Below are 25,920 nucleotides of genomic sequence, written 5' to 3'. Positions count from 1 at the left end.
GGCAGCCGGCAGGCGTGGCGGAGGGCCACCTGCATCTCCTCCAGCCCGTCGAAATCTCGTGCAGCGAGGCCTTGTCGTCGGGGACGGCCGTCCGGGCCGCCCACCCCCGCAGCGCACGCAACGCGGTCTCGGCTTCGGCCGCGGTCGTGTTCGCCGCGGACACCGAGCAGCCCTCGCCCGCGAGGAACGCACCCGCCTCGGACTCGGGACACCGACACCCCTGCCGGCCTGTCCGTACCCACGAACAACCCGTGTCCGCCGCGGCGGGCGAGGAAGACCACGACACGGGAACGGTCCTCCCCGGCCGCGACGTCCTTGGCCGCGGGGACAGACGCACCGCTTTGATGGTCCACAGCGGTGTGGGGGGCGGAAACGGTCAGACGTCTTCCGCCCGTGCACGCAGCTCCGCCAGGCCCACGGGCCCCTCGGTGTCGCCCAGCGCTCGTCCCGTCAGCTCCGTGAGGGCCTGGCACGGTGACAGCCCCCGATCGGAGGCAGAGCGCAGGCGGTCCAGCCACGTGAGCGCCGTCCGGTACCTCTCGTCGTCGTCGAGATCGAGGGGCTCGAAGCTCGCCGCGGGCTCGGTCTCAGAGGCCCAGAGATATCCGAGCACCCCGCGGTCGTCGGTCACCGGCACGTACCGGACCTCGCCCGGCACCGAGCGTCGGTATCCAATGTGCCCGAAGCCGGGGGCGTGGGTGAAGACGTCGTACCGCCGGGGGATCTCGTACCGGGACCAGGAGTCGGACGGAGTTCCGTCCTGGTCGACGTGGGGAACGACGCCCGTCTCCGTCGGCGTGCCGAAGTAGGTGGGGTCCTCGGGGTCCAGGTCGGATCCCAGCACTTCGGTGAGCTCCGCGAGCACGGACGCCAAGCGAGGCGCGTTCGCCTCGTAGACGGCGGACTGGGCACGGCCTCGGAGGTCGTACTGCATCCAGGCATCGGAGTATGTGACCAGATCCACTGTGGCGAAGCTGGGGTCCACGAAGACGGTCAGGTCGAAGATGCCTTCCGTCCGGATCTCCTGCGCACCGGTGGACAGCGAGCCGGCCACGGTGCACCGGGCATCCACCGATCCGATGCGACCGGGGCGCATGGCAGACCTGATCGCGCCAGCCAGTTCCTCAGCGGATCCGGCAGCGGTGAGTTCGCTCTGGAACAGCGTGCCAGCCGGTGTGCCGGCCTCGGAGATGGAGAGACGGAAGGTCGGCTCGCCGAGCGCGAGCCCGTACGAGGCCAGCACGGACCGAGCCGCCATCAGGTCTCCGAGGCACCGGACCAGCGGGTCCACATCCTCGATGAAGTCGCCCCACGTCCATCGGGCGACCGGCGTACTGGCGATCACGGTGCCACCTCCGGCATGAACTTACCGTCCCGGGGGACGAATATGACTCCGTCCGGCGTGCGAATGACGAACTGCACACCCTTGGTGTCGTACTTCTCCTGAAGACGGGCGAGTTGCGTCTCCATCTCGCCCCTCGGAATCTTGGAGTCGATCACGAAGGTCTGCACGTCCGCGTTCGAGTCCAGGAGCTGATGGATGCTCTTGAAGATGCGCTGGACCGACTTCCCCGCGATGGGCGACGACTCCGGTCCTGTCATGTCCTTGAACTGCCAGCCGTGAACCCGGCCGTCCGCGTCCCTGGCCATCACATCGAGATCGGTCTTTTCGCCTGTGAAGACACCGGGCCTGATCTCGTTCCCGCCCTGCTTGACCTCGAAGGAGACATCGGTGACACCACTGTCATGCAGTCGGTTACCCAGACGCATCGCCTCGAGGCTGCCCGGGATCTCGGAAGGCCGGACGAGGTTGGACACCACGGTCTTGAAGCCATCGGCGTCCGTGAAGCGGCCCGAGGCGATGGTGTCGGCCATCTCCTTGCCGAAGGGGGACTCCGACAAGGTCTTCAGGACCGGTTCGATGTCCGGATGCTTGACCTTGACGGCGCGTATCTGGTCCCGAACCTGCTGTTCCAGTTCGCTGCCCCGCTGGAGCGGGCCGGTTCCGTTCTCGGGCCGCTCCCAAGCGGCAGGACCGTTCGGTCCATCAGGACCAGCGAGCCCACCGGTGCCCGGACCGTCGCCGTGGCCGCCGCCCGAAAGGGTGTCACCATGGCCACCGCCTGTGGGCGGGGGCTCGTGGTTGCCGTCGCCGTGGCCGCCGCCCGGGCCGTCCGCGTGGCCCGCCGTGGACGGGGGCTCCGGGTGGCCTCCCGTACCCGGGGAGTGGTTGTCCGCGCTGTTGCGCGGCATGCCGTCCGGGTTGTGGCCGCCCGGGGTGTGGTCGCCCGCGCGGCCCGTGGGGGTGTTGTCGAGGCCGTGGGCGCCGTTGTCCACCGTGCGGACCGGGTCGGAGATGTCGCTGCCGACGCGGACGACGTCGTCGCTGCGGCCGCCGACTCCCGCCAGGACCGGGGTCTCCCGGCGGACCGGGACCTCCGTCCTGGGGGTCTTCGCGCCGGTGTCGATCTTCGGGGACAGCTCGGGCGTGGCTTCGCCGGCCTTCTGGTAGAGGCTGCCGTCTTCCTTGTAGAGGTTGCCCGCCTCGTCGGCGTACTTCGCGGGGCCATCGAAGGGCCACTTGACCGTGCCCGGGGGCAGGGAGGCAGTGCCCTCGGGGAGCTTGATGATGTCGTCGGAGACCTTCATGGCCCCCTCGGGTGTCGGGGTGCCCTTGGGAAGCTGAATCGTTCCGTCAGGCAGTTCCACGGCGCCGTCGGGCAGGCTGAACGCCCCTTCGTCGATCTTGGGGACTTCGACCTTCCCCATGTCTTTCAGACCGGCCATCACGTCACCGATCTTCGAGACACCGGCTCCGGCGCCCTTGAACACGTACGTCATCGGATCGATCGCTCGACCTGCCTTGCCCGCCAGCGACAGCGTCTTCGCCGCAAGGCCCGCCTTACCCGCACCCGCTGCTGCGCCACCGGTGCCGCCGGTGAACACCGTCGTCACCACGTTGAACGTGACCGCTCCCGCCGCGCGGGAAGGGTTGGAACCCCACTGGTCCCACGCCAGGAGCGCCTTGCCGGTTTCCTTCATCGCCGTCCGTGAATCACGGATCCACGGCGGCAGGTCCTTGTCGTCTGCGAGCCAGAACACGGCCGCCGCCGGCGTCGCGGTGATGACCACCCCCGTCGCGAGCTTCCCCAGCCCCGTCCACGCCTGGCCCGCCGCATCCCAGCCGTCGAACCCGACCAGCGTCCCCAGGCCCTTGATCGTGCCCCACACGCCGTCCACGAAGACGCCCTTGCCGAAGTCGTAGAGGTGCTCCCACACCTGCCACGCCGGAACGGACTCCTCCACCGCGTCACCCCACGGCAAGGACTTCGACTGTTTGAGAGCCTCGGCGTCGTAGCCGTACATGCCCTCACCGTTGGAGCCGTCGTTCACCTTCAGCGGCGCGCCGCACACCAATGCCACGATCTTGTCGTGCGCATGCCGCTCCGCCGTCTGGAACTGCGCCCACACCTCTGCGATCTCGTTCCGGCGGGCGAGGTTCTCGTCGATGAGATCCTCGTCCTCTATCCAGTCCTCGTCGCGGGAGACCTTCGACTGGAACGACGCCGCCTCCGCCTTCAGTTCCTCCAGCTTCTTCACCAGAGGCCGGATCTCCTGCGCGTAGGCGCCCAGGGCCCCCGCAATGGTGCACATGTCGCTGCTGAACGACAGCGTGATGTCCACGACCGGCTTTGTCACCGCGAACAGCTGCTCGGCCTCGGGAGCCTGGTAGTACGCCGACATCCCGCCGAACGTCGTATGGACCGACGAGCCGGCGTTCGCCAATGCGCCCCCGTCCGCCGACAACGCCTTCACCTTCTCGTCCAACACCGACAGCTGACCCGTAAATACGGGCACATTGGCGGCGTCGACCGGCGCGTTGCTCACTTCGCGCCTCCCGCAGCGTCCTTCAGCTGATCCAGGCGCACGCTCTTCGCAGCGTCCTGGGCCTGCTTGGCGGCCTCCAGGTCACCTTGGATGTACTCGTTCGTCGCCTTGCCCGCGCCCAGGATCGCGGCCTGGATGCGCTCCGCGACGGACTTGAGGTCCGTCTGCCGCTTCTCCAGGTACTGACTGAGCGCGGCGCCCACCGGTCCAGTGCTGCCCCGATGCGACAAGGGCACCTGCCCGGTCGCCACCGGCCCCTGCATGGCGGCTGACGGCACCTTGGCCGCCGAACCCGGAATCGCCGTACCCGCCGCGTACGCGGCCTCCGCCATGTCCGACATCAGCTTGTTCAGTGCGTGCTCCACATCACCTGCCCGCTCACCGGTGAGCTTGAGCTGACTCTGCACACCTTGCGGCTTGATGTCCCACGACGTCATGGCTCCCCCGAAGCTCCGACATGCTCACCCCTTACGAGGCGCACTTCCAACCCAGTTCCCCGGCGCGGCGCTCGTCCGCCGCGGGGCCGGCATCAGGCTCACCGGACACTGCGCCCCACGACGACATCACCCTCCCCGACACTCGAACGATCGCAAGTATGATCGTTTCTATCAATCTACATAACTAATGCAACCAGCAGCCGACGAGCTGTGACATAAGCCTGACAAACCCGCAGGGCCGTCACTCACCCTTCAGGTGGCGCACCAACCGCTCGAAATCGCTCCACGCCGAAAGGTCCGAAGGGTCCCCCGGGAAGGGGTAGTAGAGTGCCGGGCGCGCCTTCGGCCCCAGCATGACCGGCTGCACTGACAGCGGCGTTCGCCGTGCGCGGTCGTCCGGCATCGCCCGAACCTCCTCGGATCCCAGGACGAACGCCAACGGCACACCGGGGCCCTCGAAACGGGCCGGTACCGCCAGATCACGGCGTGCTTTGCGGAGCTGTACGAGCATGGAGCACAGGTGGTGGCGGGTGGCGAGCGCCTCCGCCAGCCGCGGCAGCACGTCCAACGGCACTTCCTCGTGGGCCCCGTAGCCGAAGGCCAGCGTGACGTCCTCCTCCACACCCGCCTTCGTACGGGTCACCCGAACCCCGGCGAGTCCCGGCCGCGACGGGGCTCCCACGACTGCGAACCAGCTCGGCTCGGGCGACCGGGCGTGGGCGACCTCGGTCAGTCTTTCGGGGGACCAGGGCAGATTGGCCGGTTCGGCGGTGGACCAGCCGGCCGGCGCTCCGCCGGTGAGCTCGCGCCAGACCGCCTCCAGGGCGCCCCCGAGAACCAGCCGATCGTCGGCGGGGTGGATCGTCCGGAACGAAATGGCGAGTTGGTGCTCGCCCGTGTCATCGAACTCCTGGAACGAGGCCGCCACCGGGGTGTGCATTTCGCCCCCGCCCCCGTCCGGGTCCGGCTGCACGACCGGCGCGAACATGCCCTCCTGCCAGCGCAGCACCGCGCCCGTACGGCCGTCGTAGTACCCGTCCCGCGCGTCCCTGACAACCCAGCGCGATGGCACGCCGGGCAGGGCGTCACGCACGGCCGGGGTGAGAGTGCTGCTCGCCGGGCTGACGATCTGGAGTCCGCGCTCCGAGGCTGCGGCAGCCCGGAAGGCATCCGAGAGCCAGGCCGTCATCGCGACGACCGACCGGTCCGTGATCACCACGGCAACCTTGTCAGTCAGGACGTCCACGGCGGGTTGCGCGGCGGCTGGCGCAGGAGCTATGCCCACGCCTTCGGATGGGACCACTGCCACAGAGAGCGCGGCTTCCGGCGGCCAGGCCATGCCGCCGGTCAGCGCAGCAACCCGGGCCGCGAATGTACCTGCCAGCCGTTCCGCCTCCGCGACGCCGGTGGTAGCGCGGGCCTCGGTCCACCAGAACGGCACCGGCGGTTCCACGGCCCCAAACAACCGGGCTGCCTCGCCCGGGACTTGTATGAGCATCGGCGCCTCGACTGCCACGAGCGGCCGGCCCTGGGCATCGCAGAGCTGCACGACGGCGCCCTCACAGGTGGTGTCCACGAGCTTGTCGGGTCCGCCGGATAGAAGCCCAGCCAGCACGCTCCAGGCGTCCGGCATCCGCGGGGAGAGGGCTATGACGTCCGTGGTCATGTGGTCGTACGGTCCTTAGGTCTGGCGGTTTCGGCACTCGGTCTCATACACCGTGTGGTTCAGGCGGTAAGTCTGCCCCTCGGGCGCGTGCACATCTAACCGAGCCAGACGATGCCCAGCACGGAGAGCCGTCGGGAGAGGCGGCTCGCCACGGACGCGGCGCGGACGTCCTCACCCTCGGAATAGCCGACATTCCACTGCGGCCAGCCCCACGCGGACATCTTTCAAGATCGGAAAGACAAACAGCCTCTAAGAGGTCGTTTTCATCTTTAGTGCCTGGCTTTCGGGCGATTTCAGGGCGTGTGATCGCGGTGCGGTAGTGGCCAGAGGTGTACTTGATGGCTGTGGGTCGTGTGGGGTGACGGGTGGGACGGAGTGGGTCTTGTTCCTGTCTCATCCCAGGAAGTCCGCTCTTGGCGGCCTGCGTGCTTCCGTGGTCGCTGCTGTGCGCCTGGGCGCACTCGGTCTGCGGCGGTACGTCGAAGGTATGGCGAAGCGACGTGCGTATCCGAGTGATCTGTCCGATGCCCGCTGGGAGTTGATCGAGCCTGTGCTGGCCGCGTGGCCTTTCGAGCGCCGCGGCCGGGCCCTGGACTTCGGCCGGCCGCCCGAACACGACCTGCGCGACATCATGGACGCGATCTTGTATGTCGACCGCACCGGGGTCCAGTGGCGCTACCTCCCGCACGACTTCCCGCACTGGAACACCGTCTACGGCTACTTCGCCAAGTGGGCCGACGAGGGTGTATTTGCCCGGCTCAACGGCCTGCTCCGGCAGTTGCTGCGAGAGAAGGAGGGCCGGGACGCAGAGCCAACGGCCTGTGTGATCGACGCCCAGAGCATCAAGACCTCCACCAGCGTCCCCGCTGCCGGCCAGGGAATCGACGCCGGCAAGAAGATCGTCGGCAGGAAGCGGAGCATCGTCACCGACACACTCGGACTCCTCCTCGCCGTGCTGGTCACCGCGGCCAGCGTGCAGGACTTCGTCGCCGGCACCTCACTGCTCGACCAGATCGCCGTCGAACACCCCGGCATCCGCAAGGTGTGGGTCGACGGCGGTTACCGCCAGCGCCTCGTTGAGCATGCCGCCACCCTCGGCATCGACATGGAAATCACCACCCGCAAGCCCGGGAACAGGGGCTTCACCCCCATACCCAAACGGTGGGCGGTCGAGCGGACCTACGGCTGGCTCATGCTCCACCGACGCCTTGCCCGCGACTACGAAACCCTGCCCACCCGCTCCGAAGCCGTGATCCACATCGCCATGACCGACCTCATGGCCCGCCGCCTCACCAGCGAGAACACCATCTCCTGGCGCGACCCGAAGAAGTCCCCAGAACACCCGATTCCTGGATGAAACATCAGGCGAAAACGACCTCTAAGAAACGCTACGGTCTGACGGATGCGCTGGACGACCTCGCTGACGCGAGGGACCCCGTCGAGCGTCTGGCCGTGGCCGGGTACGCGGTCAGCGCCGCCGCCGATCTGCTCTGCGACCACCATCACGCGTGGATCGGCGGCGGAAAGTGGTTCCCCCGCCGCCTGTTGGAAGCCGACCCAGAGCGCGGAGCCGCCCTTCTCGAAGGACACCACCACTTGTGCGGCTCAGGCGAGCCCACAGCGCTGATCAGCGCAGCGTCAAAGGTGCTCGACCTCGTCGGCGGCCCTCTCCGCGAGGGCTACCGCAAAACCTGGCACGGCACCATTGACTCGGTTGCCGCGACACGCTAACGCAGACTGCAAACACCGCAGCGGACATCGGACAGCTGGCAACCCCGTCTGCCCCCTCTTCCGCGTTGCCGTCGCCGACGACGCCCGTGGGCATCGCGGTGGATTCGGGGCAGGGTCACGAAAGAGGCGCCTGGCGGGCGTCGGCCCGCCAGGCGCCTCGGTGCGCTGTCAGCGGTTCAGCAGGCGATCGTGGATCCGTCCAGAGCGGACTCCACGGTCACCACGTACTCCTTCGGCCCGTCGGCCCCCACCCGGAGCAGCGCCGGCTGACCGGCCACCTCCTTCTGGAAGCACATACCAAAGCCGCTCCGGAGCCGGTCTGGGGCCTGGGCCCGGGTGCCGACCGCCTTCCATCCTTCCTTGCCTGCGGTGTCCCAGTAGTGGGCGGCCAGTGACTGGGCGTCCAGGCCGTGGGTGTAGCCGCTGTCCGCGGCGACCCAGGGGTCGCCGCTGTCGTCCATGCACTCCACATTGGTCCGTTCCGCCACGGGCGTGGCACCGGTCGGGGCGGCGGGCGCCGCGGCCGAGACCTGGGCCATGCGTTCGACCGCCCTCGTCTCCTCGCACGAGCCTTCCGACCCGTAGAAGAGCACGTACAGCGACCCTGCCAGCAAGGCGAGGATGAGGGTGGCGGCCAGGCCCAGATACATCCCGCGACGCGGGGACTGTGTCGTGTTCATTGGGTTTACGACCAACTCGTCTTCAGGATGCGCCTGTCGATGTATACGAGCGCATAGTAGTAGAGGTTCCACCAGAAGGTGCCTGCGTAGTACCACCGCAGCATGCTCCACCAGTTCCGCACGGCGAAGCTCCGGGCGACGCTGTTGTTGTGCTGGTCGATCTTGGTGTCGTCACCGCTTTCGCCCCACTCGTGAGCGTCTCCCAGCCGCTTGGCCGCTCGCGCGCCGAAGAAGAAGGTCAGGCTGGTCTGCCACATGAAGTGCCGGATCGCGTTGTTGACCCGGCCCTTGCGGAAGGTTGCGAGCAGCATGCCCGAGATGGCCGAGGCCAAGGCGCAGCCGCGCCATCCGAGCGACCTGCAGGCGTTGGCCTCGATGATCTTCTTGCGCCAGGACTTGGAGATCCGGCCGTCCAGGTCCTGCTGGTTGACGGGGTCGGCGTTGGCGTACTCGTACGCGTTCGCGCTGCCGCCGTAGACCGGGTCCGCGGAAAGGAAGCGGCCGGTGGACGGGTTGTAGAGGCGGGCGCCCATCAGGGTCAGACCGCTGGGCGTCTCGCTGGAGCGCTGGTGACCGCCGAGCCAGCCGTAGCGGGCCGAGGCCTGTCCCGCGCGGGGCTTGCCGTACTCGTCGGTGTCCAGCACCAGGGGCGGCTGGCCGGCGGTCAGCGGGAGCTGCATGGCGACGGATCCCTGGATCGTCGTCAGGTGCAGGACGACGTCCCCCGTCTTGCTGGTGGTGGTCAGGCCGCCGGCGGAGGCGACGTTGCGGGTCACCGCACCGGTGGCGGTGTCCTCGACGATCCAGCGCGGGTTGTCCGTGTCGTCACTGTAGTGGTTGACCCGGGACGCGGTCTGGGTCCACACCGAGCCGTTGTACGACTCCTTCGTCCACCCTCGGTAGCGCTGGGCCGCGTCGAGGCCCCAGGTCTGCCGCTGGTTGGACAGGGTCTGCTGGCGGGTGCGGTCGCTGTTGTAGTAAGCGACGGTCCCGTGCCCCGGGACGGTGGTGGTGCGCCCGAACTCGTCGTAGGCGTAGCCGCTGTCGACGAGCCGGTCGGCGCTGTCGTAGGTGTGGGTGGTGGTGGTTCCGCCGGTGGCCGGGCAGTCGGCGCCCGGGGTGCCGGCGGCCGTGGTCAGGCCTGTGCGGTTCGAACGGCCGTCAAAGGCGTAGGTGCGCCGGGTGCAGACGGTGTCCGCAGTGTCCTCGACGGAGGCCAGGCGGCCAGCCGTGTCGTAGCGGAACCGCTGGTCGGAGATACCGGAGTGTGTGGTGATCTGGCCGTGGACGGATTCGTTCACGGTGTCGCTGTAGACGACGGCCGAGTCGCTGTCGCGCACGTAGCTGCGCTTCGTGGCGTCACCGCCCGGGTCCGTGCTGATGTTGAGCGTGTACCCGCCGGGCAGCTTTTCGCTGCGGACGGCGCCTGCGGCGTCGAACGACGGCCGGAACTCGCCGGCGACCGAGTCGGTGGTCTTCGTCGGAAGGCCCCGGGGTTCGGCGGCGTGGTCGTAGGTGAAGGTGACGGTCGACGGCACATTGTCCGTGATCTTGGTCGGACGGTCGAGCAGGTCGTACTCGGTGGTGGTGACACCGCCGTCGGCATCGGTGTAGGAGATCGTCCGGCCAAGCTTGTCGAACTGCTTGACGATGGTCCCACCGGTGGGCGAGGTGTTTTTGACGGCCCGGCCGGTCACCGCGTCGTACTCGGTGGTGGACTCCGGAGCTGCCGTGCCGGTGCCGCCGGTCGTGGTGACCTTGGTCGTCCGGCCGGCCGCGTCGAACTCGGTGGTGGTGGTCCGCGTGGACCCGTTCACTGTCTCGATCCGCTTGGCCGGGCTGCCCCACCAGTTGTACTCGGTGGTGATGGTCGCAAGCTTGGTCGGGTTCGACCCGCCTCCGGTGATGTCGCCGGCCGGACCGACCGTGCAGACCAGGTCGGCCCACTCGGGGCGGCCCTGGCAGGTGCCGGTGCCGGTCGCCGACCAGTACGTGGTGACGCGGGTCGAGGCGTCGCTGCCGTTCGATCCGTGGAGGAGCTGCTTGGAGACCCGGTTCTTGGCGTCGTACTCGGTCGTCTCCGTGATGGCCAGGCCACCAGGGTCCCTGACGGTCCGGATCGGCAGGCCCCTGAGCCAGTCATACACGGTCTCGGTCGCGCGGGGCTCACCGAGTACTGTCGGGTGCTCGCGGACCTGGGCGCCGACGGTGGCCTTGGTGACCTGGTCCTTGACCCTGGCGGTGCCGTTGGTGGGCCGTCCGGCGTCGTATTCGAGGATGGACCGGTCACGGGCGGTGACCGAGGTGCCGGTCGGAACCAGCAGGGTCTCACCGTTCTTCAGGTCGGCGGTCAGGTCTACACGCCGCAGCGGGCCGAGCTTGCCGAGTTCCCGCACTCCGGCCGCGTCGAACGTGGTCGCGGTGCTCAGCTGGTGGGCGCGCTCCGCGCTGGTGAGCTGGCCGATGCCCAGGTTCGCCTGTGCGGCCTGGTCCGCGGGGCTCGTGCCCAGCGCCAGGGCCCGGTTGGCGGCCGAGAGCTCGCGGACGGTGTTTCCATACCGGTCGTACTCGGTGGTGGTGATGTGACCGCCGGGTGACGCGCTGTTGACAGGCCGACCGGAGGCGCCCAGGTAGGTGACCGACGCCCGCGTGTAGGCCGAGGCGGCGAGTGCCGAACCGGAGTGGGACGAGGGGACTGCGTCGGCGGGGAACAAGGCGGTCGCGTCGGTGGGCGCGCTGGTCTGCCCCCAGGCCTTCACGTCGGCCGTGCCCATCGGGTACGGGGCCGCGCCGCCGGTGAGCGGGACGCCGTAGACCACGCTGGTGGCCGAGGTGCCCTGCTCCTCGCCCGCCGTGCCCGGCTTCAGACCGGCCCGGGAGGCCTTGAGTAGCATGCCGTCACCGGCCGTGGGCGAGGATCCCGCCTGGCCGTACGTGAATGACCAGGGCAGTTCGGACTTGGTCTGCAGCCAGTCGATGCGGTCCGCGGCGTTGTACGCGTACTGCGCCTGGGTACTCTGCGCCAGGTTGGGGTCCCACTGCTGGCGGAGGTTGCCGCCGGCGTCGTAGCGGTAGGTGGAGACCGCCTTCGAGGTGGCATTCGCGGCCCCGGGCTCCGTGGACCACAGCCGGATCTCCTTCACCTGGCCAGCGAAGTCGCCGAAGTCGGCGGAGGTGCTGTATCCGGTGGCGGTGGTGGCAGTCGCGTAGACGAACTCCAGCGAGCGGCATCCCTTGGTCTGCGGGGTGGTGGCGCAGACCGACGTGGTCACGGCTGAGGTCGGAGCGATGACCCGCTTGGGGCGGGCCAGCTTCTTGGTGTCGACGGTGACCGTTTCCGAGACCACGGTGGTGGTCGAGTTCTCGACTCCGCTGACCAGGGTGCTGGAGACCTGCCAGGTGGTCATCGCCGGGTCGCCACGGGTGAACTCGGTGACCGTGCCGCCGTCGTCGGTCAGCGTGAACGAGCCGCTGAGGCTACCGGTCAGGGTTATGCTGCCGGCGCCGGGCTCGGAGACCCAGCCGGTGCGTGCCGCGTTGGCGGTGAAGTGCAGCGCGTCACCCGAGGTGGTCACGACGTCCACGGCCGTGTCCGAGACCCGCGCGACGTGCGAGTAGTCGGACTGGACGAGCTCGGCCGCCGTGCCGGAGGCCCACTCCTGGCCGAAGATCGCGGCCTGGCCCTCCTGCTTGATGCCCTTGTGAGGGTCGCGCGAGGACGTGGTGCGGGAGACGGACATGCCGAAGGCGGACACGTCGGTGGCCGACACCTCGTAGTCGCCGGTCAGCAGGTTGAGCGTGCCCGGACCGACCGGACTGGTGGCGGCGCCGCTCGCGTTGCGGTCGACGACTACGGCGAGGGGCTGGGTGGCGCCGGTGGCGCTCGCCGGGCCGGTGAAGTCGGCCTTGATCTGGACGCTGCCGTCCGGGTCGACCGTGTCGGTGGTATTCCAGACCAGTGCGGGAGTGCGCCCCGAGGTCATGGACACGGGCCAGGCCGTCAGCGGCGTGCCGCCGTTGGTGACGTGCCCCGGCGGAATCTGGACCCAGGGGTCGGCCTCGGAGCGGCGCCAGGAGAAGGACGCCGCGTTGAAGGCGGCGCCGTCCGCTTCGGCGGTCAGGGGAAGCCGTCGGGCCGTACGCTCGCCGTCCTCAGGCTGGACGAAGCCGCCCGGCCCGGCGTGGAACTCGTACTCGACGGCCTCCGACTCGTTGTCGGCCTTGTCGACGGTGCGCACATGGAGGGTGTGGGTTCCGTTCGACGGCGGGGTGACGGACAACGTCCGGGTGCCGGCGGCACCGTCGGTGGGCACGCGCGTCCACTCGGCGGCGTCCAGGGACCATTCGAGCCACTGGTGATCCGTGCCGGCGGGCGGGGAGACGGTGAAGTTCCCTGCCTGCCCGGCGCTCTTGACCCAGGCGTTGGACGGGTAGTCCGTCGAGGTCAGCCCGGTGGGGGCGGAGGGGGCGGTGGTGTCGACGGTGAACGTCTTCCAGGCCGACCAGCCAAGGTTGTAGTGGGTTCCGTCGTACGGGTTGGAGCGGAACTTGTATGTCTTGCCGTTGGTCAGCACACCTGCCGGAACGGTGACCGAGGCAGCCTCGCCGGAAGCGACGAAGGGCGACACGATGACGTTGCCGACCTGGGTGTTGGTGGCCGAGTCGAAGATCTGGAAGGTGCCGTTGACCTGGTCGCCATTGGCGTCGACGAAGGTGTCGCGCAGGGTCGGGGTCAGGGTGTTGACGGTGTAGGCGCCGCCGTAGGAGAAGAACGGCGGGCCGGCCTCCTGCTTGGTGCCCGTCCGCGGCCGGTAGTTGTAGGTGACGGTCAGCTTAGGGACATTGGAGGCGGCGTTGGAGGAGTTCACCCGCTTCCACTGCTTGATGTTGTTCTCGTCCGTGGCCCGCAGGCCCATGCCCGAGACCGCCCACTTGTTGTTGGACCAGTGCTGGACCAGGCTGGTGACGTCGGCGTTGATCCAGCCGTCGGGCTGGGTGGCGCAGCCCGGGTTGCCCTTGGTCTCGGTGGAGGTGGCCATCTTGGTGACCATCGCCGGCTGATTGGTCCAGCGGGAGGCGGTGGAGGCGTTGTTGGCGGTCCACACTTCCCAGGGCTGAGCAGTGCAATCCGTGTTGCCGGAGTGGAAGTTCCACAGCGACAGTTTCGCGTCCGAGATCAGCGCGTCGGCGACCGGAGCGGTGTTCCAGGTGATGAAGGAACGCGCCGTGCGCCAGGTTCCGTCACCGTTCTTGGTACCGGGGTTGCCGAGGTCCAGCTCGGTGTCGTTGGACCAGTCGACGGTCTCGCCCTGCTGGACGTAGGTATCGAAGAGGTTGCCCAGCGAGGACGTCGAGGGGTCGACGGTGACAGGGTACTTCGTCGCGGGGTCCGCGAGGAAGGCCGCGTCGGGGGTGATGACCAGGTCGACGCCGTCCTTGGTCTTGACGACCTTCATGCCGACCTTCGCCCGCCGGGTGTGCTCGCCGGAGGCGGCGTCGACGGTCGCGTCCCACATGACCGGGGCCGGCATGGTCGCGGTCTTCTGCGACTTCTTGTCGGTGAAGAGCACGCTGCCGTCGGGCTGCTGCTCGACCTTCAGGCCCATGGTCTTCAGGGGCAGCGTGTAGCCGAAGCCCGCCTCGGGCTTCGCCTTCAGTTCGACGAACTGCTCGAAGCCGGTACGGGTCGCCTCGACGATCAGGTCCGCACCCGGCACGGCGCCTTCGTACGTGGCCTTCGTGCCGTCCAGCTTCGGGGCCGGCAGGCCGCCGCGCCACTGGAGCGTGATCGCCTCGTCGCCGGTGCCCAGTGTCACCAGGTCCGCGGCCGCCGTCGTGTCCCCGGCCGGCGGGGCCGACTTCAGGAAGGGCACCTTCGAGGCGGTCTTCCCGGACAGGCGCAGGCCCTGCGGGTGGGCCTTGGAGGCGACCGAACCGTCGGGCCCGGCCGCGAGGTTCACATCGACGTCGCGCCACTGGCCCGTGGCGGGGTCCTTGAACCGGATCGGGCCGGCCGCGATCTCGGTGGTCAGCGACCCGTCCTGGTTGACATACGTCGTGGACGTCTCGGAGCGCTCCGAGAGCGCCTCCACGCGGTGCTTGTACAGACGCGCGGCCACCCGGGCGGACGGTATGTCCGCCGCGGACTGCGCGGTCTGCGGGGCCTGCTTCGCCTTGTCGGCGCCGGGGGCGGGGGCGGCTATGGCGGCCTCGGCTCCGTAGATCGTCGACACGGTCATCACGACAGCCAGCGCGGCGGCCGTGGCACCCAGCCCGGCCGGTGCCCTGAACGGCGACCGGACGCGCCCCGCAGGCCCGTCCGCTCTTCTTCGGTAACGCAAGATCCCCCCAGGGGATGACGATTCGACCACCTGCACATCGCAAATGATCACTGCCTTGAAAGTAGCCGTCCCTACAAGGTCTAAAATCGTCACCAAATGAACAAAGTGATTCTTTCCCGTGAGCGGAATGGCATCTCATTTCGGTCACGAGGCGCCCGTTCGGCCGAGTCACACCTAACCCACTCAAAGTTACTGTCTGGTAAGACCTTCGGTGCGCCGAACGGCCCACCCGAGCCAGCCTCTTGACTCCCAGGCAATTGACTCCGCCAGGGCCGGGCGACACCGGCGAGGCAGCAGGTTCTGGGGGCCCGCGCTCGGCCCGAGGCCCATATCCGTCCACGCAAGCGAGGCTGATTTCCCGTGTCCGCGAGCCTGACCGGCAGCATCGTCCGTTCCGCCACGCCGCGGGCGACGCTGCGACGCTTCCTCGCTCTCGACTCCCGATCAGGGTGCAGTCCGGCCCGATCTCCGGATACACCTCCGCCCCGGCCGCTTCAAAATCATCATGGGACGGGGTCGGGGAGCCGAGCGCCGGACCATCCGGAGAGTCATCCTGGGGGCGAGGGTGATCTGGCCGGTGTCCTTCTTCTCCCCGGGGCCTGGCGACGACCTTCTGAATGCCGAGGGGTGGGATGGAGTTGAAAGATCCGGCGTCGATGATGTTGTGCTCGACACCACCGTCTTGTTCGGGGTGCTGGTGACCGTCCGTGGCACTGGCACGGACGATGTTCCGCACGTCTCGACGGGAGCAGGAATGGAACGACCTTGGCTCCGCTCCACCGCAGCGTTTCCCGGAAGTGTGCATTGGCACGTGTTTCGCTGCGGGCAACACGTGGATCCAGGCCCATGTCGCGATAGACGCGCGAGTTGACCAGTAGCTTGGTGACTGCCACTGCGCGGATACCCATCCGTTGCCGCTGCACGGCTAGGCGTGCGGACGGCATGTGTCTGACGGAGTCCCGTAGGGCGGAGCGCGCGAAACTGATGTGCCGGGCCTCGTCGGCGACGTGGATCCGGCACACCTGGCGGACAAGCGGGTGGACCCGCTCGTCGCGGGCTGCCTCGCGCTGGAAGCGGTCGAGGACTTCTTCGAAGATCAGCGGCGTGGCGAACCTGAGGTCGTCCCGGGAGGGGAGGAAACATACGGCTGCACGGTGAAGGGTTGCTGAGGGGCGATAGTCGGGGCAGCCGAGACCGTCCAGAAGCTGGCTGAACATACCGGAGTGGCGGGCGCCTCTCCGGCCAGCGGCTGCCCGCCCCGCGGAACTTCCCACGTCCGCAGGTCGCGAACCTCGCGCTGGAGGGCGCCCAGCAGCGACGGGCCGGCCGTCGTGGCAGCGAGTCTGCGCAGTCGTTTCGCAGCCGCACGGCGTTTCGCCGAGGACCTGTCGTCAAGCTGAACAACCGCCTCGTCCAACGTCAACACCGCGTACGCCTCCTGATGAGATCTGCTCGGACGGCAACGCCAGGCGCTCCCACGGACGCTGAACGGCGGGCAATGACTTCAGGTGTCAGACGGCCATAAGAAGCGACGTCTGAACGAAACCCCACCCGGGCATCCAGCACGCATACTCGGGCGTGGTCGTTCGTACGGGGGCGGTGCCGGACACGCTCGGGTGCCCACCCCCAAGGGCGACCGCGGCAGAGAAGTCGGCGGTGAGTCCGACATGGGGAGGGCGTGCTCGACGTGACTCGCGCCCCGGCCAGGAGGACTGTCACCCCCATCCCACCCACCATGATCCCCTCCGGCAGCGTGTAACACTGGGCGCCCTCACGATGCGTGTCCGGAACCCGGCTGCGACCCGCCGACCCGGGGGGCAGCACCGGACCTGTACCTGCCAGGCCCCACTGCCGCGGCCGCGGCGGGCTCCTGCCGGTGGGCGAGAGCAGGCCGACCGAGCATGTCCGGCAGCGGCGCCGAGTCCTCAGGGTCGGTGGCGTGCGCCGCTAACGCTCGTCGGGCGGCGGCGCGGTCTGGCGGGTCGCCGAGCGCCGGCAGGGACGGGTCATCACACCGTTTCAGCCACCGGACGGACCGCACCCGCCGTCTAGGTCGAGGGTGGCGACCGCGCCCCCTTCCGGAGCGTTCGCGAAGGCCAGCCTGGCGCCGAGGACGTTCGCCTGCCCAAGCGCGATGGTCAGCCCGAGTCCGTGCCCCCGCCCTCGCTCGGGGGTTCCCGTCCGAAAGCGTTGCGGGCCTTCCGTGAGCAGCGCAGCGGGATAGCCGAGCCCTTGGTCCCGTACGAGGATCCGCGCGCCCGTGGCGGTGGCCTCCACAGCGACTTGGACGGGGCCGGTGCCGTGCCGGTGTGCGTTGGTGACGAGGTTGACCACGATCCGTTCCACCCGGCGCGGGTCGGTCTCCAGGATCGGGGTGGCACGGATCGCCACGGCGGTCGGCGTCCCCGTGCGGCGGACGATGTCGGTGACCAGTTCGCCCAGCGGCACCGCGTCGGTCCGGGCTTGTTCGGCTCCGGCGTCGAGCCGGGAGATTTCCAGGAGGTCCTCGACCAGCCCGTTCAGGGCCCGGGCACGGTCCCGGACGAGCTCGGCCGCCTCGTCGCCCTCCGGGAGGAGACCGGCTGCGGTGGACAACCCCATCAGCGGGGTGCGCAGTTCGTGCGCGACGTCCGCGGTGAAGCGACGCTCGCCTTCCAGCTTGTGCTGCAGGGCCGCAGCCATCTCGTCGACGGCCGCCGCCATCTCGGTGATCTCGTCACGGGCCCGGCCGCCCGGTCCGATCCGGGCGTCGAGGTCGCCGCCGGCGATGGCCCGGGCCGTGCGGGATCCCCGGCGCAGCCTGCGGTTCATCGGTTCGGTGGCCAGGGCGGCGAGCGGTACGACGACCAGGAGGGCGGCGAGCACGGCTTTGACGATGCTGCGGTCCAGGAGTTGGAGGCCGCGTACCTCGGAGCTCATGTCCGTGCGGGCGACGAGTACCCGGCCGCCCTCGACGGGCATGGCCGCCCACATCCAGTACCAGTTGGGGGGTTTGCGGTCGTTCCAGGTCGCGTACAGAGCGGCCGGGTCCTTGGCGGCCAGCGCCCGGGCGAGCGGTGCGTCGAGCCGCTCGGGAGTGAGGACTTCGACTTCGAGCGGCGCGCTGCCCGTGCGGGTGTACTCGCGCTCCGCGGCTGCCAGGCGCGCGGAGAGGCGTTCGTTCCCGGTGTGTTCACTTCGTTCGGCCATCGCCTGGTGGACGAGGAGGCCGATCACGGCGGCCACGGCGCAGCAGGCGGCTGCGGTCAGGGCGGCTATCTTCCAGCGCAGGGCGCGCGGGTTGAGGAGTGCCATGGGTGTGGAGGGTCCCTCAGTCGCGGACGAGTTTGTAGCCGAAGCCCCGGACGGTCTCGATCCGCCCGGCTCCGATCTTCTTGCGCAGCCGTAGCACGCACAGGTCCACGACGCGGGTGTCGCCCTCCCAGCCGTAGTCCCACACGTCCCGCAGGAGACGGCGGCGGTCGAGTACGGCGCCGGGTGCCGCCGCGAACTCCAGCAGCAGCCGCAGCTCGGTGGGGGTCAGCGGAACGGGCTGGCCGTCCCGGTGTACGTCCAGGCCGAGGGTGTTCACGGACAGGTCCCCGAAGACCAGCTCCGCAGGGGTCGTCCCGGTGTCCGCGGAGGCGACTGCGGGGTTCGCCGGCCCGGCCCCGCGCGCCGGAGTCGTCTCCGGTTGGGCGGGCCGGAAGGTGGCGCGGCGCAGCAGCGTCCGGATGCGGGCGACGAGGACTGGGGTGTCGACGGGTTTGACGACATAGTCGTCGGCGCCCGCCTCCAGTCCGGAGACCACGTCGAGGGCGTCTCCGCGCGCGGACATCATCAGGACCGGGACCAGGCTCTGCTCGCGGATCCGGCGGCACAGCCCGATGCCGTCGAGTTCGGGCAGCATCACGTCCAGGATCAGCAGGTCGTGCCTGCCGGCCCGGAACGCCTCCAAGCCGTCGAGTCCGTTCATGGCCACCGCTACCTGATAGCCGTACCGCTCTAGGGACAGCTGTACGGCGCGGCGGATGGTGGCGTCGTCCTCGACGACGAGGACGCTGACGGGGTCTGGGACCCGGGGTGCCGACACGCCACCTACCTGCTCAGATACGGACATTTGTGGAGTCCATCCTAGTCAGTGGGGCCTGCGGTGCGGTCACAGCCGGAGGGAGGCCGCGACGGGGAGGTGGTCGCTGCCGGTAGCGGGAAGGGTCCACGAGGAGGTCGTGCTCATCCCCTTCACCAGGATCTGGTCGATGCGGACCATGGGGAACGGAGCGGGCCAGGTGAATCCGAAGCCTGCGCCCGCCGCGCGCTGAGCGGAGGTCAGCTGGGAGGTCACCGGTCGCAAAGCCGAGTCATCCGCCGTGCCGTTGAAGTCACCCATCACGACGACCCTGTCCAGCGGCTCTGCCCGCACGGCCGCGGCCAGCTTCCGGGCCGCGTCATTGCGGCGGTCGGTGGTAAATCCGGCGTCCGGGGTCAGGCGTACCGAAGCGAGGTGGGCGGCGAAGACCGCGACAGGGCCGTGCGGGGTCGCTACGGTGGCCCGTACGGCACGTGTCCACGGCATGATCGGCACCGCTTCCACGCCGTTCAGGGGGTGCTTGCTCCACAGTCTGACGCCGAGAGTGTCGGAGCGGTACGGATAGCCGGCGGCAAGCTCGCGTTCGTAGAAGGGCGTGGCCTTCGAGGACATCTCTTCCAGGGCCAGCACGTCCGCGCCCGATGCGGCAAGCGCTCGCGCGGTCCGCGCCGGATCGGGATTGTCCTCGTCCACGTTGTGGCTTACCACGGTGAAGTTCCCGCTGCCGGATCGCTTGTCAGCGAGGGTCCCGCCGAAAAGGAGGCCCCAGACGGCTAGGGGGGCCAGGACGGCGACGGCCGCGAGCCGGGAGCGGCGTACTGCCGCCGCCACGAGGAGGACGGGGACACTCAGCCCGGCCCAGGGCAGGAAGGTCTGGAACAGGCTGCCGAGGTTGACGGCCCCGTTCGGGATTCTGGTGTGCAGGGCCATCGTCAGGGCCGCACACACCGCGCCGGTGGCGATCAGCAAGCCGCGGCCACGGCCGGTGGGCACGAGTATGCGGCAGCGGTTGGCGGACAGAGGCGGAGGCGGGGCGGGCGGCTCCGCTTCCTCGGTGGCCTCAGAACGGTACGGAGTGCTCAGCACGGCATTTGCCTTCCGATATCTCGTAAGCCGGTGATCCGGTACCAGCACAGCCTGGGAGAGGCGCGCTTCCAGGGCGTCAGGAGGCGCCTTCGAGGGACCCGCAGTTGCGTTTCAGCTGGGTATCGGTCATGCAGAGCAGACTGATGATGCGGGTCGTGGCCTGACGCCCGCCGCACCTGTTACCGGTTGTGCCGGCTCGCCCACGCCCGGCTCCGGCACGGGCGGATCGGCGCGGGCACCCGTCTGTTCGAGGGCGCCTCCCCCGTGCTACGCCTGGAGACCGTACGGGTGGTCGGCTCGCCGAAGGTGACGCACGTGGCCTGCCGGATTGCCTCGTCCCGGGCGCCTACTCGACCGGTCGCCCATGCAGGCCGCATTCACGAGATGGACGGGAACGCGTAACCGGGACGAATGCTGATCCAAACAGCTGGTTCGACGGCGAACGCTGCCGGCCGAATTTCTCGCCGTCGTCGGTCGTGCCGACGGGCGCGGTGTAGCCGAACCGGGCCCGCGTCTCCACCGTGATCCCGGTACTGGCGGCGGCCTGTTTGCGGCGGCGGCCGCGTACCACGGGCTGCCAGCGGGCCCGTACGGCCGTGTCGATACGGTCCACAACACTCTTGGGCGGAGTCTTCCGGTCGCCCTTGCGGTAGCGCTCCATGGACCGCTGAAATGACCCCCAGCTCCTGAGCGACGGCCCTGGTCGACTTTAGCTGCCTGACCAAGAAGTTGATCCGCCCCTTCAACGTCTTGGGCGGCTCGCGCGTGAGCCCTTCCAGGTCGGCTCGGTCCAGGGCGTCATCGATGTCCCCCACCAGCTACGTGTCCTTCCTCGTGGCCCCGCTGCCCGGGCGCAGCGCCGGGACAAGGGTGCCCGGCGAGGTTCCGGCCGCTGGACCGGCTGCCGCTTCTTCTCGTGGGCCGTGGCGTGGCAGTCTGCCCGACCGCAGAGCGCCGCGTGGCCGCCCGACGGGGATAAGAAGGGATCGCTCGCCTGCTATCGCGGGCCCCAGGCCTCCACCCCGTCCCGGGCGTTGTACTGCGCAACCCACCCGGCGACGTCCGGGCAGTCCGCAGGCGGGTAGGCGGCGTCGGGCACGAGCCGGAGCGCCTTGGGGACGTTCACACCCGGGTGCATCTTGAGGACGTGGTCCCTGGCCCGGGCGAGCGCCAGGTCCATCCGCTCGTCCTCGAGGACGAGCTCACCAAGTGCTCCGCACTGCGCGCACCGGACGTACGTCACCTCGACCGGGGTCTGCATCCCGAACGGCAGTTGCTCCACCATCTCCATGCCCTGCCCAACGCGGCCGGGTCACGCCGGACCCGCGCCGGGCAGACCCGTGGGGGAACGGATGAAGTTTCCCGGGCGGTATGCGTCCCAACCGTCCAACGACGCGGCACTCCCGGGGTTCCGGCACCTTGACCGCCGGGTGTGAACGCGTGACAGGGACCGGGGTGACCTGTCGTCCGGCGAGCTGTCCGACTCCGTGGTGGTGGCCGATGGCATGGTGGCCCCTTCTCAGCTCCCCCGAGGCGCAGGCCGGCTGAGCGTGGCCCCCGGGGCCACGCCACCATGGCCGGGCGCCGACGCTGCGCCCCAGGCCTGTGGTGGGGCCGGGCGGTGGCATGGACAGAGCCCGGCCGGGGTGACTACGGGCGCCTGGCCGGGCTCTGCGTGCGTGGGATGCCGTTTGCGTCAGAAGTCCTCGCGCAGGTCGTCGCGCTCGTCGCGGCGCCGCTCCATGTCCTCCGGGCGCTGGCCGCCGCGGGAAGGCATGCCGGGCTCGGGGTGCACCGGGTCCTGACCGGGCCGCTGCGGGCGCTGTGGGCGCTGCTGTTCCTCGCGGACCTTGCCCGGCTCCTGGCGCTTGTCCTGCGTACCGCCCATGACGGCGACTCCTCAATGCGTTGCGTGGGGTGGTACTTCCTCCGCCACGCTGACACCCGGAGTCACAGCGCGCACCATTTCAGCTACGTACCGTGGCGGACGGGTGAGCGGCGGCCCGTGCGAATGCGTCACGAGCTTCCCGCCGGCACCCCGGCCGAGAACGGGAAGCGGGAGGTCATCGCCGGGCCGCCCCCGAAGAACGACAGCGCCCAGGACGGAGAAGGCTCCAACAGCCGCCTGCACACCCGATACAAGGGGTCGGCCCGCCGGCGCCCGCCGACAGGGATGCCCGTCCCGCGCAGGAGTCTCGCGAGCCGGGCGGGTCAGATGTCGCCGGTCCACACTTCGGGGCCGCCGCCCTCCCACCGGATCGGCCCCGCCTCGGACAGGTCCACATCTTCCAGGCCGGCCCGGCGCAGGAACTCCGACACATCCGCGGGCGTGAACGCCCGACCGAGGTCGGCGTCCACGCCGAGGACGTGCGCGGTGACCTTCCGCCCGCCCTGCGGCGACACGGGATGGATCACGATCTCCGTCTGGTCCGCCATACAACCCAGCGTGCGACGTCCCGGGCGGCAGGGCATCCGGAGCGGAGTCCGATTCCGCGTGCTGACCAGCAGTAGAGCGGCCCCGCAGGCGCGCTGGGAGCGGCAAGAAGTGACGCCTTCTCAGAACTGCTGCGAAGAAGGGGCGTTTGGGGTGGAGACGCCGGGTCAGACGCGTACATGTCGGAGGCCTCGCCGTGGGGGTGGGCTTCCGGAGGGGGCTCCGTCCCCGTGACGCACCTCCCCCGGCGTCACGGGGCAGGCCCGCCCGCACGACGGGCTGCCGCCCGGATCTGCACGGCGCCCAGGACGTGGTCCGCTCACAGCTGCACGACGTCTTCTCCGGCATCACGGACGACGCCGAGGAGCGGCGCCGCCTCGAGTCCCGCGCCGCGGGGCTGAAGGCTCTCGCGACCTGGCATGCCACCCGGGTCGTCCAGGAGTGCCGCGAAGCCTGCGGCGGCGCCGGATACCTCGCGGTCAACCGGTTCGCCGCGCTCAAGGCCGACAGCGACGTGTTCACCACCTTCGAAGGCGACAACCACGTCCTTCTGCAGCTCGTCGCCAAGGGGCTGCTCACCGATCAGGCGAGCGCGTTCGAGGACCTCGACCAAGCGGGCATGGTCCGCTTCGTCACCGGCCTCGCCGTCGAAACGCTCCTGGAGCGAACCTCCGTCCACAAGCCGCTCGAACGCGAACGCGATCTGCTGCCCGGCGGCGACGAATGGGACCGGGAAGCCGGACTGCTCGACTCCGACTACCAGCTCGCCATGGTCCGCTTCCAGGAAGAGCACATGCTGGCCGGCCTGGCCCGCCGGATCAAGAGCGGGACCGACCAGAAGCGGGACCCGGGTGCGGTCTTCTCACAGGTGCAGGACCACGTCGTCGCGCTCGCCCGCGCCCACGTCGAGCGGCTGGTGACGGAGGCGTTCGTGGAGAAGGTACGCGCGATGCCCGAGGGCGATGAGAAGGTCGCACTGGCCTTGCTGTGCGATCTGTTCGCCCTCTCGACGATCGAGGCGGACCGGGCCTGGTTCATGGAGCACGGTCGACTGACCGTGCAGCGCTCGAAGACGATCAGCCGCGAGGTGAGCGACCTGTGCCGCAAGGTCCGGCCGCTCGCGCGCGACCTGGTCGACGCCTGGGACATCCCGCCCGAGATGCTGCGCGCGCCCGATCTCCTGGGTTGAGCCCAGCGGGCCCACGTTGCTACGGCGGGCTGCCCGCCGGTTCACCTGCTGCCCAGCACCCGGACGGCCTCCACAACCAGAGCGGCCATCTCGGCCGGGGGCCGCGTCACAGCGGCCCGCACCAGAACGTCCATCAACGAAGCCTGCGCCAGCCACGCCCCCGTTCCCGGCCCGCGCGCCGGAAGAACCTGAATGGACGACGAGGCAGCAGGAGAAGCCGGGGCCGAGCCGGGAACCCGTGGGCGCCGGCTCCTGCCGTGCGGCTCCCGCACCCGCCGCGGAGGCCTCTTCGTGTTCCAGGACTGAGTTCCGCAGGGGTGCCACCTCTTCGTGTTCCAGGACTGAGTTCCGCAGGGGTGCCACCAGCGTCCTGTCCCCCTCCCCGGGGAGGGGGACAGGACGCTGGTTAGAGTGCGGGCGGACCGTTCAGGTCCGCTCGCACTCTGGGGGGTTTTCGCGTGTCCGAGTACCGTCTCGTCTTCTCCGCCGCACTGGTCACCGCCGGCTGCCTGCTGCTCTCCGCCTGCGGAGGCACCCCCGCACCCGGCGGCGCCGGCCGCCCGGCAGACGGCACGCGCACCTCCGCCGCGCCCGCCCCCTCGAAGCCGGCGCCCACCGCTGCGTTGCCGACACCGGGTGCGGCAGGCGAGATACCGGACACCGCGCGACTGGCGGAACTGGCGCTGCAGCCGGGCGAGACCGCCGGGGTCCTGGAGGACGGGGGCAGCACCCACAGCCTGGACTGGGTCGAGGGGAGACCGCTGTCCCCGGCCGAACTGAAGGACCCCTGTACCACCATGTGGGGCCTGCTCCGCCAGCGAGGCGCCCACGCCGCCGTCTCCCAGACCTTCGACACCGAGGAACCGGGAAGCCCGACGGTCAACGTACTGTCGTCCTATCCGGGGACCGACGCCTCAACGGTGTTCGGCCGGCTGCGCACGGCACTCGCGGGCTGTCCCACGGTGGAGGAGGACGGCCGCACGGTCACGACCCGCTACGAAGACCTCGACACGGCGGGCTTCCCGGAGGACACTCTGCGCATCCGGATGACCATGACCGATGCGGGCTCCACCGGCCCCGCCGAGGTCATCGACCGCATCGTGACCCGGGTCGGCGTGTGCATCACCGACCTCGGCGCGACAGGGACAGAGCCCTACCCGGGCGTCTCCGAGACGCCCGTCCTGCGCCAGATCGACCGCCTCCGAGCCGCCCAGGGACTCTGAACCCGGCCTTCCCGACGGCCCCGTCGGGCGGCCCGACCTGCGGCGAGGGCTCTCCCCTGGCCGGGCCGCCGGGGGCCAGGGCAGCTGGCTGAGCGCTCCAGCAGGCCCCGGTCGCGTGCCTCCCGGATGAAGTCGTCCACCCGGTCCAGGCCCCGCTGGAGGATCCGGCCGAGAACCTGCCGGACGGGCAGGCGGGCAGTGACGCTGCTCCGGTGGAGCGTGACGACCAGCCGGGAGAACGGCTGACCTCCGCCCCGGCCGGACCGAACGGACGATCCCCGCAGGGACGGGCGCCGCGGCGACAGCGCGGTCACCCCGGGGATCAGCCCAGGGTGCGGACGAGCGCCGACAGGGGGCAGTTTCAGTCCGCGGGACGCCAGGCGGACACCCGGGTGGTCAGCTCGCGGGGCGGTCGGCGATGTGGCGCTCGCAGACCGCCCGGTACGCCGGGAAGCGCAGAGCGATCTCAGAGAGCCTGGCAACCATCTCCGCACGGCGGGGCAGCGTTACCCGACCGTCTCTCCTCTTCCCCTCGTCATGAGTCACACCATGTCGGACCATGGACTGTTCGTTGGCGTGGTGCTCCTCGGAGGGCGGCTGTTGAAGTGGTACTCCTCGGAGGGCAACGAGTCCCATTCAGTATTCGCACCATCGCGCGGCACCATGAACAGCGGACGTGACCGGAGGGCCTCCCCGACCCATTGCGCGCGCATGACGATCCCGGGATCATCCGGTGCTGCGTATCCCTCGGCCATGATGCGAAACTGCACGTCCATCACCTCGGCATAGGCGATTGAGTCGCGCACACCACGTACGCGTCCCGGTCCACCGACCCCTGCGGCAGACCGGCGTTGGCGTACACCGCCTTGCGCCACGCGGCCGGCACCAGCTTCTCGTCGACCTCGCGCGGCAGCAGCGGCTTGTCCTTCACCCGTCGCGCCAGCGCGGGCAGCCGCTTCACCCCGGCCAGCACCCGCGCGCCGCCGGTCGACGCCGCCAGCGCCTTCGACTCGCCCAGCAGCGCCAGGAACGGGCGCACCGTCTTATAGCGGGTGGTCACCGCGACCAGCGAGGCCGGCTGGCCCTGGTCGTTCGCGTACGCCTCACGCCGCGCCGCCGTCCACGCCGACGCCCCAGCTGGCGGGGAGCGTCATTCGAACCGTGCGGTATTCCCTG

At 69.7% G+C, this 25,920-nt stretch carries 16 protein-coding genes and 4 pseudogenes; 4 read left to right on the top strand and 16 right to left on the bottom strand.

The window, feature by feature from the left end; genetic code table 11:
* Positions 1-376: 376 nt before the first annotated feature.
* The 4 genes from OHA91_RS39155 to OHA91_RS39140 form a co-directional block, all read right to left on the bottom strand.
* Positions 377-1,345 carry a hypothetical protein gene (locus tag OHA91_RS39155; protein ID WP_328738224.1) on the bottom strand — a complete coding sequence of 323 codons (969 nt, stop codon included), beginning with the start codon at positions 1,343-1,345 and terminating at the stop codon, positions 377-379.
* Positions 1,342-3,888 carry a hypothetical protein gene (locus tag OHA91_RS39150; RefSeq protein WP_328738225.1) on the bottom strand — a complete coding sequence of 849 codons (2,547 nt, stop codon included), beginning with the start codon at positions 3,886-3,888 and terminating at the stop codon, positions 1,342-1,344. The genes OHA91_RS39155 and OHA91_RS39150 overlap by 4 nt, the downstream gene beginning before the upstream one ends.
* Positions 3,885-4,325: a DUF6507 family protein gene (locus OHA91_RS39145; protein ID WP_031155492.1), complete on the bottom strand. Its 441-nt coding sequence runs from the start codon at positions 4,323-4,325 to the stop codon at positions 3,885-3,887. The genes OHA91_RS39150 and OHA91_RS39145 overlap by 4 nt, the downstream gene beginning before the upstream one ends.
* 241 nt (positions 4,326-4,566) lie before the next feature.
* Complete coding sequence (locus tag OHA91_RS39140; protein ID WP_328738226.1) at positions 4,567-5,991, bottom strand: DUF6177 family protein; 1,425 nt, start codon at positions 5,989-5,991, stop codon at positions 4,567-4,569.
* Positions 5,992-6,478: 487 nt separating this feature from the next.
* On the opposite strand from OHA91_RS39140, the gene OHA91_RS39135 reads away from it, so the two are divergent.
* Together OHA91_RS39135 and OHA91_RS39130 are read left to right on the top strand one after the other, a co-directional pair.
* On the top strand, positions 6,479-7,348 hold the full coding sequence (locus OHA91_RS39135) for an IS5 family transposase (RefSeq protein ID WP_328738227.1): 870 nt from the start codon (positions 6,479-6,481) through the stop codon (positions 7,346-7,348).
* A complete protein-coding gene (locus OHA91_RS39130) occupies positions 7,345-7,722 on the top strand; it encodes a hypothetical protein (protein WP_328738228.1) in 378 nt (125 codons plus the stop codon). The genes OHA91_RS39135 and OHA91_RS39130 overlap by 4 nt, the downstream gene beginning before the upstream one ends.
* A 176-nt stretch (positions 7,723-7,898) precedes the next feature.
* On the opposite strand, the gene OHA91_RS39125 is transcribed toward OHA91_RS39130, so the two are convergent.
* From OHA91_RS39125 to OHA91_RS39080, 10 genes and pseudogenes are all read right to left on the bottom strand, one after another.
* Positions 7,899-8,402, bottom strand: coding sequence for a hypothetical protein (locus OHA91_RS39125; protein ID WP_328738229.1), 504 nt, complete (start codon positions 8,400-8,402; stop codon positions 7,899-7,901).
* 5 nt (positions 8,403-8,407) lie between these two features.
* Positions 8,408-14,641, bottom strand: coding sequence for a DNRLRE domain-containing protein (locus tag OHA91_RS39120; protein WP_328738230.1), 6,234 nt, complete (start codon positions 14,639-14,641; stop codon positions 8,408-8,410).
* A 650-nt stretch (positions 14,642-15,291) separates the two neighbouring features.
* Positions 15,292-15,960: a diiron oxygenase gene (locus OHA91_RS40005; protein WP_078959468.1), complete on the bottom strand. Its 669-nt coding sequence runs from the start codon at positions 15,958-15,960 to the stop codon at positions 15,292-15,294.
* A gap of 802 nt (positions 15,961-16,762) precedes the next feature.
* On the bottom strand, positions 16,763-18,037 hold the full coding sequence (locus tag OHA91_RS39110) for a sensor histidine kinase (RefSeq protein WP_328738232.1): 1,275 nt from the start codon (positions 18,035-18,037) through the stop codon (positions 16,763-16,765).
* A 16-nt stretch (positions 18,038-18,053) separates the two neighbouring features.
* The gene (gene cseB / locus OHA91_RS39105; RefSeq protein ID WP_031154622.1) at positions 18,054-18,842 is read right to left on the bottom strand and encodes a two-component system response regulator CseB; all 789 of its coding nucleotides are present in this window, start codon (positions 18,840-18,842) and stop codon (positions 18,054-18,056) included.
* 39 nt (positions 18,843-18,881) lie between these two features.
* Positions 18,882-19,811: an endonuclease/exonuclease/phosphatase family protein gene (locus OHA91_RS39100; RefSeq protein WP_245240203.1), complete on the bottom strand. Its 930-nt coding sequence runs from the start codon at positions 19,809-19,811 to the stop codon at positions 18,882-18,884.
* Between the two features lie 550 nt (positions 19,812-20,361).
* A pseudogene (gene tpg / locus OHA91_RS39095) lies at positions 20,362-20,713 on the bottom strand (telomere-protecting terminal protein Tpg); the annotation flags it as partial.
* 182 nt (positions 20,714-20,895) lie between these two features.
* Positions 20,896-21,183, bottom strand: coding sequence for a hypothetical protein (locus OHA91_RS39090; RefSeq protein WP_328738233.1), 288 nt, complete (start codon positions 21,181-21,183; stop codon positions 20,896-20,898).
* A 411-nt stretch (positions 21,184-21,594) separates the two neighbouring features.
* Positions 21,595-21,786 (bottom strand): hypothetical protein, encoded by a 192-nt coding sequence (locus tag OHA91_RS39085; RefSeq protein ID WP_328738234.1) that lies wholly within the window; start codon positions 21,784-21,786, stop codon positions 21,595-21,597.
* 323 nt (positions 21,787-22,109) lie between these two features.
* Positions 22,110-22,334 carry a hypothetical protein gene (locus OHA91_RS39080; RefSeq protein WP_266505737.1) on the bottom strand — a complete coding sequence of 75 codons (225 nt, stop codon included), beginning with the start codon at positions 22,332-22,334 and terminating at the stop codon, positions 22,110-22,112.
* A 290-nt stretch (positions 22,335-22,624) separates the two neighbouring features.
* Between OHA91_RS39080 and OHA91_RS39075 the strand changes: the two are divergent.
* Both OHA91_RS39075 and OHA91_RS39070 read left to right on the top strand, forming a co-directional pair.
* Positions 22,625-23,521: pseudogene (locus OHA91_RS39075) on the top strand (acyl-CoA dehydrogenase); the annotation flags it as partial.
* Positions 23,522-23,979: 458 nt separating this feature from the next.
* Positions 23,980-24,744: a hypothetical protein gene (locus tag OHA91_RS39070; protein WP_031154632.1), complete on the top strand. Its 765-nt coding sequence runs from the start codon at positions 23,980-23,982 to the stop codon at positions 24,742-24,744.
* A gap of 793 nt (positions 24,745-25,537) precedes the next feature.
* Here the strand turns inward: OHA91_RS39070 and OHA91_RS39065 are convergent.
* Positions 25,538-25,801 (bottom strand): annotated as a pseudogene (locus tag OHA91_RS39065) (hypothetical protein); the annotation flags it as partial.
* Positions 25,793-25,882: pseudogene (locus OHA91_RS39060) on the bottom strand (HNH endonuclease); the annotation flags it as partial. The pseudogenes OHA91_RS39060 and OHA91_RS39065, both read right to left, overlap by 9 nt.
* Between the last annotated feature and the right edge of the window lie 38 nt (positions 25,883-25,920).

Source organism: Streptomyces erythrochromogenes (assembly GCF_036170895.1).
Classification (GTDB): Bacteria; Actinomycetota; Actinomycetes; order Streptomycetales; family Streptomycetaceae; genus Streptomyces; species Streptomyces erythrochromogenes.
The sequence above is the reverse complement of the archived record's forward strand: the minus strand, read 5'-3'. Positions and strand labels throughout refer to the sequence as shown.